This window comes from Mucilaginibacter frigoritolerans (assembly GCF_007830615.1).
GTDB lineage: Bacteria > Bacteroidota > Bacteroidia > Sphingobacteriales > Sphingobacteriaceae > Mucilaginibacter > Mucilaginibacter frigoritolerans.
Genome location: NZ_VLLI01000008.1, coordinates 171357 through 185367 on the forward strand (window position 1 = coordinate 171357; position 14011 = coordinate 185367).

General features: G+C 39.6%; 9 protein-coding genes. 4 read left to right on the plus strand and 5 right to left on the minus strand.

Annotated elements, in window-relative coordinates; all coding sequences use genetic code 11:
- Positions 1-39 precede the first annotated feature (39 nt).
- A complete protein-coding gene (locus JN11_RS14540; protein WP_144913702.1) occupies positions 40-2964 on the minus strand; it encodes an outer membrane beta-barrel protein in 2925 nt (974 codons plus the stop codon).
- A 185-nt stretch (positions 2965-3149) separates the two neighbouring features.
- Positions 3150-3902 carry a hypothetical protein gene (locus JN11_RS24670; RefSeq protein WP_211360769.1) on the minus strand — a complete coding sequence of 251 codons (753 nt, stop codon included), beginning with the start codon at positions 3900-3902 and terminating at the stop codon, positions 3150-3152.
- Between the two features lie 257 nt (positions 3903-4159).
- Here JN11_RS24670 and JN11_RS14550 point away from each other — a divergent pair, with 257 nt between their 5' ends.
- Positions 4160-4432 carry a hypothetical protein gene (locus JN11_RS14550; RefSeq protein ID WP_144913704.1) on the plus strand — a complete coding sequence of 91 codons (273 nt, stop codon included), beginning with the start codon at positions 4160-4162 and terminating at the stop codon, positions 4430-4432.
- Between the two features lie 96 nt (positions 4433-4528).
- Here the strand turns inward: JN11_RS14550 and JN11_RS14555 are convergent, their stop codons facing one another.
- The 3 genes from JN11_RS14555 to JN11_RS14565 all read right to left on the minus strand — a co-directional run bounded on the left by JN11_RS14555 (position 4529) and on the right by JN11_RS14565 (position 9142).
- Positions 4529-7144 carry a zinc-dependent metalloprotease gene (locus tag JN11_RS14555; protein ID WP_144913706.1) on the minus strand — a complete coding sequence of 872 codons (2616 nt, stop codon included), beginning with the start codon at positions 7142-7144 and terminating at the stop codon, positions 4529-4531.
- A 136-nt stretch (positions 7145-7280) separates the two neighbouring features.
- On the minus strand, positions 7281-8123 hold the full coding sequence (locus JN11_RS14560; protein WP_144913708.1) for an isoaspartyl peptidase/L-asparaginase: 843 nt from the start codon (positions 8121-8123) through the stop codon (positions 7281-7283).
- Between the two features lie 104 nt (positions 8124-8227).
- Positions 8228-9142 carry a cyanophycinase gene (locus JN11_RS14565; protein ID WP_144913710.1) on the minus strand — a complete coding sequence of 305 codons (915 nt, stop codon included), beginning with the start codon at positions 9140-9142 and terminating at the stop codon, positions 8228-8230.
- A 224-nt stretch (positions 9143-9366) separates the two neighbouring features.
- Here JN11_RS14565 and cphA point away from each other — a divergent pair, with 224 nt between their 5' ends.
- From cphA to JN11_RS14580, 3 genes are read left to right on the plus strand one after another with little or no spacing between them, the layout of a single operon-like run.
- Positions 9367-11994 (plus strand): cyanophycin synthetase, encoded by a 2628-nt coding sequence (gene cphA, locus JN11_RS14570; RefSeq protein ID WP_144913712.1) that lies wholly within the window; start codon positions 9367-9369, stop codon positions 11992-11994.
- A 55-nt stretch (positions 11995-12049) separates the two neighbouring features.
- Positions 12050-13108, plus strand: coding sequence for an acyltransferase family protein (locus JN11_RS14575; RefSeq protein ID WP_144913713.1), 1059 nt, complete (start codon positions 12050-12052; stop codon positions 13106-13108).
- Between the two features lie 17 nt (positions 13109-13125).
- Positions 13126-13848 carry a pseudouridine synthase gene (locus JN11_RS14580; RefSeq protein WP_144913715.1) on the plus strand — a complete coding sequence of 241 codons (723 nt, stop codon included), beginning with the start codon at positions 13126-13128 and terminating at the stop codon, positions 13846-13848.
- Positions 13849-14011: the final 163 nt, after the last annotated feature.

Genomic DNA, 14011 nt, shown 5'->3' on the forward strand with positions numbered 1-14011 from the left:
ACGGAAACAGCCTTTTTTATTAATACTATTAGATATCGGTTAGTCTGCTGATGGGCCACCAGAACCACCGCCATCAGGGCCATTGCCTCCACCACCGCCACCATTTCTCCTGAAACCACGCATTCCATTATCTGGTGTAGGTACTTTGCCGGCAAATTTTTGCAGCCTCAAGGTAAAGGTTGCTAAATAGTAGCGGGCAAGCCTGTTAACATGCGTTTCAGTAAGAGAGCTAACTGTTTGTGTTGATGAAAAGCCTGTATTTTCATTAAATAAATCAAAAGCTGATAGCCTTATTGTACCTCTGTGGTCCTTCATAAAACGGCGTTCAACATATAAATTTAAGATGTTTGGATTAGTAACCTTTAAATTAGCTGCATAGCCATAATTGGTAGCTTTGGTGTAATCATAGCTAAAGGTCCAATCTCCAAAATAGTTTTTACCGTTTAATCCAACATTCCAGGTGCGTATGTTTGAATTGCCGTTTGTAAGGGAATCTTGTACAGAATTCTGCGTTTTATTAATGGCATAGTTAGTTAAAACCTGTGCGTCTATAACGTCGGTTATATCAACCCTGAATTGAAATTGCGGTGTAAACTGCAGGTTTTTTTCAACGTTTTTAACCATATCTGCTGCATAAGTTGTTGGATCGATATTTGTTAAATAGCCTACGCTGTTAGTATAGGTTACCGTTCCCCGCAAGTAAACTGTAAATTTCCGGTTGTCAAATGGTTTTGCGTAAGTTAATTGGCCTGTAGTGGTGTTATAGCCACTGGTATTTAAATATTGGGTTAATATGGTATTCTGGAAAGCTGTATCAGGTCCGTATTTTCTTGGGAAAGTGGTGGTATTTGTAGTTACATAGTTAGATATAGCCTGGTATTGTAAGCTTACAAAAAAGATATCCCCAGTGGCAAAACTAAAATTATTGTACCTGATAGAAAAATTGTTGGTAAACTGGGGCTTCAAGTTAGGATTTCCCTGTACGGGGTAAAGCGCATTGGAAAAGTCGGTAACAGGCTGCAATTGTGAGAAGCTTGGCGTACTGCTTGATCCGTTATAATTAACAGTGAAATTACGGCTTCTTGAAAAATTGTATACAAAGCGGGCCGTTGGAATGATATTAAATGTAGATACGTGTGTGTCAACCCCGGTAGAAGGTGAATTGCCATCTAAAACAGCAGGCTGCGCAGCAACTCCTAAAGTATAGTTATATTTCTTTTGTATAAACCGGTAGTTTAAGCCAAACTTATTGGTAGTAAATGTGTAATTGTATAAGTTGCTTAAAGCGCTGTCTTTTGCAAAGGCGACAACTGAAGGGTCAAACGTTGTATCTGTTTGCTTATTATTTGTAGTAATGGCACGATTGAAAGCATAATTAAATTCAATATAAGAGAACTTGCCAATAGGGGAAAGATACGATACTGTTGTTCCGTAGCTGTTAGTGCGGCTATAGGTATTAACCAATTGGTTAAGTGGCGCTGTAGGAGTACCTTGAGTATAATCGTAAGTTGGGTTTTGATAAGATGTGCTTGGAGCAGAACTTAAAGTTACGTTAATACTCAAATTATGGCGGTGCTTAAACTTGTGATTAAATAATGCAGTAAGCCCGTATGAAGGAGCTTGCGAGTTTGCATTAGTTAGTGAAGTGTAGGCTGTAGTGTCGCCTTTTAAACCAGATCTGACTAAGCTAACCCCCTCACTTTCATTGGTATTGGTGCCTGCGTAGGAGAATGTGGGGGTAATCTTCAAATAGTTTACAGTATCAGGCTTGTATTCCATATTCCAGGTAAAACGGTGATTAATGTTTTTATCCGTTTCAATGCTATTCTGGTTTTGCGTTGATGGGTTAGTAGCGGAGTTGTTTTGTTGGAATGTAGAAGTATTGGTGTTTACCGTATTATCAGAAAAGCTGTAACTGCCATATACAGAAAGTGTTTTACCCCACTGATCGCGGAAGTTGGCACCCAATGAATGTGCATCGGTTAATCCGTTTTGGGTGGTAATAAGGCTGCCGTTATTTGCTGCACCACGGGCCGCGTTTCCACGACCTCCTCCTCCGCCAACACCTCCGCCACTGTTTGTGCTGCCAAAGCTGAATGTGTTTACATTGGTGTTATTGATACTTCCTAATAATGCAATTTGCTGATCGCCATTAAAGTTAAATGCATTTATAGAACCAATATAACGGTTCTGATCAGGAATGCCCTGGCTTTGTGGTAATGCATCTTCACCGTCGCCAACTGTTGCCTGACCAAAGTATCCGTAATTTTTATCTTTTCTAATGGTGATGTTCATTATTTTGTCAGGTTCGCCGGTTTTAACGCCGGTTAAATTTGCCTGATCGCCATAATCATCAATCATCTGAATGTTTTCAACCACATCAGCAGGTAAATTTTTAGTTGCACTTTGTACATCGCCCCCCATAAAGTCTTTGCCGTTGATACGCACTTTGGTAACCTGTTTACCCTGGGTGGTTATATTTCCGTTTACGTCTACGTCTACGCCGGGTAGTTTCTTTATTAGGTCTTCTACCGGAGCATTCTCGCGTACTTTAAAGGCACTGGCTTGGTACTCAACTGTATCCTCTTTTAATGTTATCGGTACTACACCAACTATGGTTACCTGGTTTAACATTTTTGATTCGGATTTTAAAATGATTGTCCCCAAATCAGCAGCTACGTTGGTATTATCGATAGTATAATGTCTTCTTAGTGATTGAAATCCAATGGACTGGATAGTTATGGTTATTTTAAGCCCTTTAACACCAGAAAACAGAAATTTTCCATTTGCATCAGCTGTTGTTGTGGTGCTATCCCCCTTATCAGAGGTTAACGTTATAGCGCTTCCGGGAAGCGAAAGTTTAGTTGAGTCGGTAACCGTTCCATGTACGTCTTTGCCGCTTTGGCCGTACGAATAGGTGACCGATAAGAAAATAATTAATAAAAGGGGTAATAGTGATTTCATATAGTTTTAAAGAGTGTTCAAGTTATATCATCAATCAGACACAAATAAAACGCAAATGTTTATTTATTAAATGTTAAATGTTTAATAATCATATCATTGTTACATAGACATTCTTTTTAAATATAAAGCAAAAAGCCCCCTGATAATCAGGAGGCTTGCTATTATAATGATATTTATGAAGATATTTAGTTTGTTGACAGGTTTAAAGCGGAAGCAACAGCACTATAGTTATTAAGGTTTAGGTTTGGATTTCTAAGCCTTAAGGTGGTAAGCCCCGAACCTGAAATAACCACTACCCTAAAGTCAAAAGCACCAACTTGGGTAAAGTTTGCATTTAGATGAACATACCCAACTCCATAATCATTTAAGTTTACTGTGTCGCCACTTTCAGAGTAAGGAAGTGCATACCAGGCCCCTGTTGTACCTGTGTTTCTCAAATAAACCATCACTGTGCCTTCATCAACTATGTCTTGTGTAATTGCAGGTACATTTAATGTTGTTAAACCAACTGTATAAACACTTTGTGCAGTTAATAGGTAACTTTGAACATTTGAATTTCCGGTAGCACCAGTAGCTCCGGTAGCACCTGTGGCTCCCGTTGCACCTGTGGCCCCCGTTGCGCCTGTAGCTCCGGTAGCACCTGTAGCTCCAGTTGCGCCGGCTGTTCCTGTTCCCGAAGCGCCAGTAGCACCTGTTGCTCCCGTTGCGCCAGTAGCACCCGTTGCTCCGGTAGCACCTGTTGCGCCAGTAGCACCCGTCGCTCCGCCTGCAGGTCCTGCAGGGCCTTGTGGGCCACCTGCGCCAGTAGCACCCGTAGCTCCTTGTTCACCCGTAGCTCCTGTCGCGCCAGCAGGCCCCGTTGTTTTATCTTTTTTACATGCTGTTATAGCAACAGCGCATGCAAATAAAATAGGGATTAAAAGTCTAATTGGTTTCATATCTTTAGTAATTTGTTGTTATAATTAAGCTCTTTTATCAAATACACCATTTTTACGCAGTTTTTTCCATTTAGTTACAATTTTTATTGTTTCATAATTTTTTTATTCACAATTCAATAAATCAATTAAGTTATCCACACAAAATGAATCAACAACTGTTATGAAAAAAAAATATGTGTTGCCAAAACTATTTGTCCTTTAATTCGTAACTATTGTATATTAGACCGTTACAATCATTTTTCTTTAATTTATCACTCATGGCAAACCTGAATTTATCGCTTTATTCAAAAGTTCATAATTGGATAGATACCATTGGTTTTAGCCTGAACGGATCACAAACTAATTACAAAAATAATGTAACAACCAATCATTATTTTTTCAAAACATTTAACTTTTTCGAAAAAGCAAAAAATAACGATCTTGATAAATCCAAGTTTGTTTGTTTTGATGCTTATGGAGAAGTTATTGTTGTAAAATCATTGCTTGATCTTCAAACTGCCTTTTTTGAAAATATAAGTCAGTTAAAATAATACTTACTGTTATTGTATCAGCCTTAGGCGGTACGAATATAAACAATAAAGCCCCGGTTAATGTTAACCGGGGCTTTATTATGAATTTATTATTTTTTAGTTGGAATACGGTTCCATTTTTTGTTCTGGTTCACCACCAATAGTTAAGCCTCTTCCTCCTGGTGCAGCCGGTATATTTACCACTGGCCTTGTTGGATTTAAAGCTTCTTTTATGCGTAGGTGCAAATCAGTATAGTGGGCAGTTGTTATAGCGTCACCACCTTTTGGTAATTTTGCATCAATTAGTTTTAATTCAGCACGCACCATTGGCCTTATATCTGATAGAACAATATTTATAGGCGTTAAACCAAAGCTGGCTAATAATACCGGAGAAACACCTGGATAACTTCTGTTTAAATCGTCGTTAAGCAGGCTTTTTAAATCTTCAATATAACCACGCTGTAAGTTACGTTTAAAGGCATCCGGCCTTCCAGAAGTAAAGATGCCCGCTCTTAAGTCTGTAAATAAATCAGCTACGGTATATGCGTTTGCTCCATTTTTAGTTTCATTGTCATACATACGGGCCAGTCTTGGTGGTGTAAGTATGTTTGCCAGGGTATTTACCTGTACTACTTTTATGCGGGCCAGCATTAAGCCATTATCAAATTTACTTAGCTCATTAGCGTCAATAAGCCACAATGGAGAGGTGAAAAGCTGTTGGTTAAAAAATAATACCGCATCTTTTTGCCTGCTTTTGCTAACAAAATCATAAACAGGTCCACTTTGATCATAAGTTTTAAAATTTTCATTCATGCCGCCGATATTGGTTGCCACGTGGCCCATGTAACGAGAATATTGGTTTAAAACTTCGGTGTAAATTTCCTGCAAATCGGTATAACCCTCACCTTTTTGATAGGTCCATTTTTCAACATTCGGTAATATACGTTTCAAGTTGGCGATGCCGTAAGTACTTGCTTTCATGGCATTGTCTCCCAAATCTTCGCTTTGTAAACGCGGATCAAGAGTAGTGCCCTGACGACCATAATAATAAAGCGGGTTTCCGGCTTTTTCTTTAACCCATACATCTAAAACTTCTTTTTCCTGTTTAACTGTTTTGTTACCCGGGAACCAGGTATAACCCCATTTAATGGCCCATTTATCGTATTCGCCAATTTGCGGATAAAAATGGGTTACGCCATCACCCGGCTGAGCAATATAGTTAAAGCGGGCATAGTCCATAATAGAAGGGGCGGTGCCATGCTTATCTGTAAATGATTTTGATCTTAATGAATCAACCGGATAAGCATAGCTTGATCCGAAATTATGTGGTAAACCTAAAGTATGGCCAACTTCATGTGATGATACAAAACGGATCAGTTCGCCCATTTGCTCATCGGTAAATTTGGCGCTGCGGGCATCAGGGTTTGAAGCTGCTGTTTGTACAAAGTACCAGTTACGCAATAATTCCATTACATTGTGGTACCAGCCTACATGACTTTCCAATATTTCGCCGGTACGCGGATCTGAAATGTGCGGTCCATACGCATTCTCTACGTCAGATGCAAAATATCTGATCACGCTATAACGTGCATCTTCGGTGCTGAAATCCGGATCTTCTTTCAGAGTTGGGGCTTCTTTTCCAACAATGGCATTTTTAAAACCGGCAGCTTCAAAAGCCACGTTCCAGTCATTAATGCCTTGTATAAGATATGGTACCCATTTTTTAGGCGTTGCCGGATCTATGTAAAAAACAATCTGTTTTTTAGGCTCAACCAATTCGCCGCGTTCATAAGCTGCAGCATCTTTTGGTTCCAGCTTCCAGCGATGTATGTATGATGTTACTTGTGCTTTTTGTGCATCAGTACCATAATCTGTTTGACTTTGGCCAAAAAAACCAACTCTATCATCTCTTAAACGGGCCTTCATTGGTGTTTTAGGCAATAATAACATAGAAGTATTCAGTTCAAATGTTATGGCTGCATTAGTATTATCGGTAGGTGATTCTGCTGCGCGATATGTTTTTAAAACACGGGCCTCAATGTTTATCGGGAAGCTTTTTATAGTATCGATATAAGAGCGGGAATTATCCAGGCCTGATACCTTATAAGCTTTCTTTAATTCATCTGATATGCCTATTGCAGCAACATCGCCATTATAAAAATCAGTTACATCAATCACCACTCCGGTAGTATCTTTGTTGTACGCTTTAATATCAAATGATGCCAGTACTGCATCCAGATTTGAATTTTTAACCGAACGATACATATCGCTGCTACTATCGGCCCTTACCGAATAGCTTGGTACCCTGATAAAAATCTGTTTGTCATGGCGTTCCCATTTCCAAACCTGGTCATTAGCTTCTTCTCCACCATATTGCTGGTTTGAAACTTTAATATCTGCCGGGGTTTTAGCTAAACGGGTTACCATCAGCATTTCCCGACCAAGCAATGAATCAGGAATTTCGTAATAATATTTTCCATCAACTTTATAGGTATTGAAAAGTCCTTTATCAACTTTGGTTTTGGCAGGGATAAGGTCGCTGAACTTTTTTATCCCTTCTTTTTTAGTTGGGCTTATAGTTGCAGTGGCTGTTGATCCGCTGGCTGTAGCCGTTGTTTTAAGGGTAACCGTTTGGGATACGGCCTGCTTTTTTGTTGCGCACGAGCTTGCAAAAGCGGCAATTACTAGGGTAGTGATACACAGGTTATAACCTGTTTTAAGGAATTGGGTCATATAATAATCAAATGCTTACTAATTTGGCAAAGTGTAAACTTATGGAAAAAGCTTGCTATTTGATAATAGAATTATCTAATTGTTACATAGCCCAAAAGCAAATAATAAATTCCGGAGATTTAGCCTTAAAAGATTATCAGGCAAACACCTCAACTTCCCCGTCGCATAGAGCCCATACCATATAAGGATGGGTATCAGCGTGATAAATTTCGCCTGTGGCAGATATTCCAATAATGCCGGCAAAGCCATCAAAAGGTTTTAATTCATTCAGCGTTTTTTCGGTTGCCAATGCTAATGGCATGCCATCAGTTACACGGGTAACAATGTTTGAGGCTACGGAACCGCTCACAATATCTTCGCCAACACCGGTGCATGATATACCAGCAAACCCATTAGCGTAATTGCCTGCTGTAGTAGCAGAGTCACTCACCCTGCCCGGTATTTCAAAGCCCTTGCCACCAGTGGATGTTGCCGCTGCAATGTTGCCATAAAAATCAAGCGCTACACAACCCACCGTGCCCAGTCTGATGGAATCACTCAGCTTTTTTTCATATTCTTTACGACGCTGAGGGGTTTCTGGGTTATAATAGCCAAAACCACTTTCACGGGCAAAGTCTTTGGCTCCTTTACCGCTTAATACGCGGTCTTCATAATTTAAAAGTTTTTCGGCAATACAAATGGGGTTTTTAACATCTTCCACGTTAATCACGCCCGAAAACTTCATTGTTTTGCCATCCATCAAGGATGCACTTAGTCTTATCTTGCCATCACTTTGTATTTGCGAGCCAGTGCCTGCATTAAACAGGTCGCTGTCTTCCAGTAAGCTAACAGTATAAACTGCAGTTTCTACAGCGCTATTGTTTTGCAGGTATTTATATCCGGCTTTCACAATCTCTGCCAATGCATCCTGCTTTGCTTTCTTAACTTCCTGGTTAGTTTGCGATTCGCTAAAGAACCCCCCGTGAACAATCAACTTCATACTTTAGACAGATTTTAGATTTAAGGGTAGCAAAATCAGAAAGGATAACAAACCAGGTTAAAAGCTTTTGCCTGATCTTCAATCTCTAATCACTAACCGCTCTTTTACAGATTATCATTCCCTGGTGCAATAAATACACCATCTTCAACTTTAACGCTTTTTTTGATATTTAATTGGTTTTGCAGCAAATCATATTTGTCGAAAATAGACATTACGCTTACCCGCATATTTTTTATGGATACCGGCGAACCCATTTCTACATCATAAATATTGGTTTCGGCCATTTTACGGCCATTCACCAGTATGGTAAGTCCCGAGCCTATGGCTTCCATCATGGTGCCTTCAGTTATCAGCAAGCCTGCGTCTTCGCCCAGGCCAATTCCCAGCATCCCCGGGTTACTGGCTACGGCATATAAAAGCCTGCCGATACGGCCACGCTGTACAAAATGGGTGTCAATAATTACCGAATCAATAAAGCCAAGGCCTGCTGTGATTTGTACTTCGCCTTTTATTAGTGCCTTATTGCTTTGCCCGCGATAGATCATATTGGTTGATGCTGCAGCAGCTCCGGCAGAAGTACCGGCTATTACAAAGTTTTCGTCCTGGTAGCGTGTTTTTAGTATCTGTAAAAACTCTGTCCCTCCAAAAATTGAACTTAAGCGCAGCTGATCCCCGCCGCTAAACATTACCACATCGGCCTTACGGATACGGTCTAAATATTCTTTTTTACCTGCTTCCTCCCTGGTTTTAATATCAAGGATACCTACATGGGTAACATTTAGCTGATTAAAAGCACTGGTATACTCCACCCCAACTAACTCAGGAATCTGTGAAGCCGTAGTAATTACCTCTATGATAGAGCCTGATTTTTTTGCCGACTCGGTAATAATGCGTTTTAAAATGCCCTGTTCAAAAAATTTAAGATAATTAGGCTTAATAATATTTTCCTGACTGCTAAGATTGGAACCCATATCAACGGCGCCGCCTATTATTATCAATTTGCCCTTCGGAACGTTCATTTCTTTTATTTAAGTTGAATGGGCAATAATGAGTTATTTATATCACTCATTCACTGCTCATCATTTACCACTATCTTTACAACAATACAAATTAAAATAAAAACCACCATAAAGGCAGGCTATTATAAATAATAATGCCCTTTTTACTTCAAAAAATTTAATTAGCGTATTAAGTTTTTTAGTTTTAGAAAGAATTTGCCTCCCTGGGTAAAATATAAGAGTCTATGAAGATCGAAAACATACAAGTACTGCGCGGGCCGAATATATGGAGTGTTAGCCGCAAAAAATTAATACAGATGCGGCTGAACCTGGAGGATTTGGAACAGCGGCCCACTAATACCATTAACGGTTTTTATGAAAGGCTTGAAAAACTGATCCCTAGTCTCTATACTCATCGTTGTTCTCCGGGTGTTCCTGGTGGTTTTTTTCAGCGGGTGGTTGATGGTACCTGGATGGGACATGTTATTGAGCATATTGCCCTGGAGATACAAAGCCTTGCCGGTATGGACACCGGCTTCGGCCGCACACGTGAAACCAAAACAAAAGGAGTTTACAATGTAGTGTTTACTTACCTGGAAGAAAAAGTAGGCATCTATGCTGCCGAATCATCTGTGCGGATAGCTGAGGCATTAATTGAAGGCAATGATTACGATCTGGAGTATGATATACAGCAAATGCGCGAAATTCGTGAAAATACGCGCCTGGGCCCAAGTACCGGGTCAATTGTGGAAGAAGCTATTGCCAGGGATATTCCATGGATAAGGCTTAACAATCAATCGTTAGTGCAATTAGGTTACGGTAAAAATCAGGTACGCTTCAGAGCTACCATGACCGAAAAAACCAGCAGCATTGCCGTTGATATTGCCAGCAATAAAGATGAAACTAAAAGGCTATTGCAGGAGCAGGCCATTCCCGTGGCAAAAGGCATCACCATATCATCATTAGAGGGTGTTGACGAAGCTATAAAAAGAGTTGGTTTTCCGCTGGTATTTAAACCCTTGGATGGAAATCATGGCCGTGGTATATCTATTAATATCCGTACACATGAGGATGCTGTTGCCGCCTATGAACATGCTGCCAAAATATCCCGCAGGGTAATAGTAGAGCGTTTTGTAACAGGATACGACTTCAGAGTACTGGTAATTGATAATAAAATGGTTGCCGCAGCACTACGCGACCCTGCCCACGTTAAAGGGGATGGTGTATTAACCATTAAAGAATTAATTGATAAAGAAAACGAAGATCCACGTCGCGGTTACGGGCACGAAAAGGTTTTAACCCTGATAACTATTGACAGGGATACTTTAGACCTGCTCGAAAAGAAAGGATATACTTTAGATACCATCCCTGCCAAAGGCGAAAAGGTATTTGTAAAATCAACCGCAAATTTAAGTACCGGCGGAACTTCTGTTGATGTTACCGATCATGTACATCCGCAAAATGTATTTATCTGCGAGCGTATCTCCAAAATTATTGGCCTTGATATTTGCGGTATTGATATTATGGCCGAAAACCTGACAGAACCATTAACCGAAAACGGCGGAGTAGTTTTGGAAGTTAATGCTGCACCAGGTTTCAGGATGCACATTGCGCCAAGTGAAGGCTTACCTCGAAACGTTGCCGGCCATGTTATTGATATGCTGTACCCTCCGGGGAAATCTGCGCGGATTCCGATCATCGCTATTACCGGTACTAACGGAAAAACCACCACCACCCGTTTAATTGCGCATATTGTAAAAAATAATGGTCACCGGGTGGGCTTTACTACCTCTGATGGTATCTACGTACAAAATACCATGATGCTGAAAGGTGATACCACCGGCCCTGTAAGTTCCGAATTTATTTTAAAGGATCCCACCGTTGATTTTGCGGTGTTGGAAACTGCCCGTGGCGGTATTTTACGTGCAGGCCTGGGCTTTGGCTTTTGTGATATAGGTGTAGTAACCAATATTCAGGAAGATCACCTTGGCCTGGCAGATATCCACACCCTTGATGATTTGGCCCGCGTAAAAAGTGTGGTGGTTGATTCTATAAAGAAAGATGGCTGGGCTGTTTTAAATGCTGATAACGAATATTGTGTGCGCATTGGTAAAAATGCCCATTGCAAAGTAGCTTATTTTAGCATGAGCGAAAACAACCCAATCATTAAATCGCATTGCCGCAAAGGCGGTATTGCCTGTATTTATGAAAACGGGTTCATCACCATATTAAAAGGCGATTGGAAAATAAGGGTTCAGAGAACTACACTGATCCCGATTACTTTTGGTGGTACGGTTCCTTTTATGATTGAGAACGTGTTGGCGGCCACACTGGCTACTTTCCTTTATGACTTTAAAACGGAAGATATAAAGATCTCGCTGGAAACTTTTATCCCATCGGCAGCGCAAACTCCGGGTCGTATGAATATTTTTAATTTCAGAGATTTTCGTTTTATGATTGATTTTGCTCATAACCCGGCTGGTTATAATGGCATTAAGGAATTCTTAAAACATATTGATTCGCCACAAAAAATAGGCATCATAGCAGGTACAGGCGACAGGAGGGATGAGGATATCAGGGAACTGGGTAAAATATCTGCAGAAATGTTTGATTATATTATTCTTCGCCAAGAAAAACACCTGCGCGGCCGTACCGCCGAAAATATCCTGACGCTTTTAATAGAAGGTATTGAATCTGTTGAGCTGGAAAAGAAGTTTGAAATTATTCCTAATGAGGTTGATGCCATTAAACATTCAATGAGCCTGGCTAAACCCGGATCATTCATTGTGGCATTAAGCGATGTGATTGATAACGCAATTGAAACTGTTCAAAATTACCAGGAGCAGGAACGTAACGGATTGTTTAATGTTTAAAGAAAAATAACCTAAACGCGAATAATCCGTTAAAAGAGGTCTTTAAACATTACTTATGTTAAAGCCCGGACAAACTCGGTTTATTTTAGCTTTTATGGTTATTCTTTTTCACCTGAGCCAAAGTGTTTTTTTGGGTGAATTTGCGGTAGGCTGTTTCTTTATTTTAAGCGGCTACTGGATCTCATTAATGTACGAACGTAAATATTCAAAAATAAAAAGTACCCTGAAGGTTTTTTACATCAGCAGGGTTTGGCGTTTATTGCCTGTTTTTTATACGTTTACTATTTTAGCAATAATTACCAGTGTACTAACGCATCATGATTTGCTCTTAAAGTTTAATGAGCTGGATACGCTTCAAAAAAAACTATTCTTAACCGCAAATTTGATTGTGCTGGGTTATGCCAACAGTAAAAACCCTATAATTGTACCGGCTTGGTCGCTTGATATTGAGATGCAGTTTTACCTGGTGTTCCCATTATTGATTTATTTTTTAAGAAATAAGAAGCAATGGTTAATTGCTGTTACAGTCCTGTTTTTTTTAACTACGGTGTTTATACTGGCAACCCATCAAACTTATTTATCAAAAACAGTTTTTAATTATTTGTTCCTGTTCTTTACTGGTGTAATCATTTACTACTTCAATGTTAAACCGGGTAAGGTTGTTGAAAGGGGATCGTTGCTTATATTATTATTGATTTTTGCTGCCCATTTACTTATACCCTCATTATTGGTAAGGGTCAGAGATAATAGTGGCGAGTATTATGCAGTATTAAGTCTGGTGATGATTTTAATGGCTACGCCTGCGTTGATTAATTCAGCACATAATCAAACAAATAAGTTTGATAAGTTTTTAGGGGAAATGTCTTTTACAATTTATTTATCACACTGGGTTTGGATTGTACCTTATAATGCATTGATATTAAATGCCAGTAAAGCTGCCAGGGTGCCCTATGTTGCAGGTTTTATGGTGATAACCCTGTTGTCGTCCTACATTGTTTACCGGTTTATAGATCGTCCCTCAGAAAAATTAAGGCACAATTGGATAAAAAAACAGGCTTTAAAAACTGAACCTGAATTTAATGCAGCACAAAAACACAAAGTTGCTGTTACATAAAGTTAGAACTGATGCGGATGCTTGATATTGTATTTCAGGATGATGACCTGGTGGCTATTAATAAACCTCACGGTTTACTGGTTCACCGTTCATCAATAGCAATGGATGCCGAAGAGTTTGCGCTTCAATTATTGCGTGATCAGCTAAGCCGCAAGGTTTTTCCCGTACACCGGCTCGACCGTAAAACCGGCGGGGTATTACTGTTTGCATTAAGTAAAGAAGTAGAAAAGCAGATGCAGCAACAATTTTATGAAAATCAGGTAAATAAAAAATACATGGCCATAGTGCGTGGTTATACCCCTGATGAAGAAGATATAGATTATCCGCTGCGAAAAGAAAACGGCACATTACAGGAAGCATTTACCAAATACAAAACACTTGCCCGTGCTGAGCTTAATGTAGCGCTGGGTAATCATCCCACTTCGCGTTACTCACTGGTTGAAGCCAATCCCGAAACAGGAAGGATGCACCAGTTACGCAAACATTTTAGTCATATATTTCATCCTATAATTGGGGATAGGACACATGGCTGTAATAAGCAAAATAAGTTATTTAAAGAACATTGGGAGTTGGATACCATGCTGCTGCACGCTTCGCAGTTAACATTCAATCATCCGCTTACTCAAAAGCAAGTTCATATTGAGGCTGATTTACAGGATGAATTTTTGAGGGTGATGGAAATTATGGGGTGGGGCAACCTTATGCATAAAAAAAGTCTCACGGCAAATGAGACTTTTTAAACTTTTAACTGATCAAAACCTAAACAAACTAAAATTGAAACTAGGGTGGTTTACGAGAGCTTATTTAAAATTGTTTCAATAATTACGCAGGCGTTATAAAAAAATGTTTTTTTTAGTATAATTTAGTTCTGAAATATTGCACTCAAACCATTTATAAGGTAAA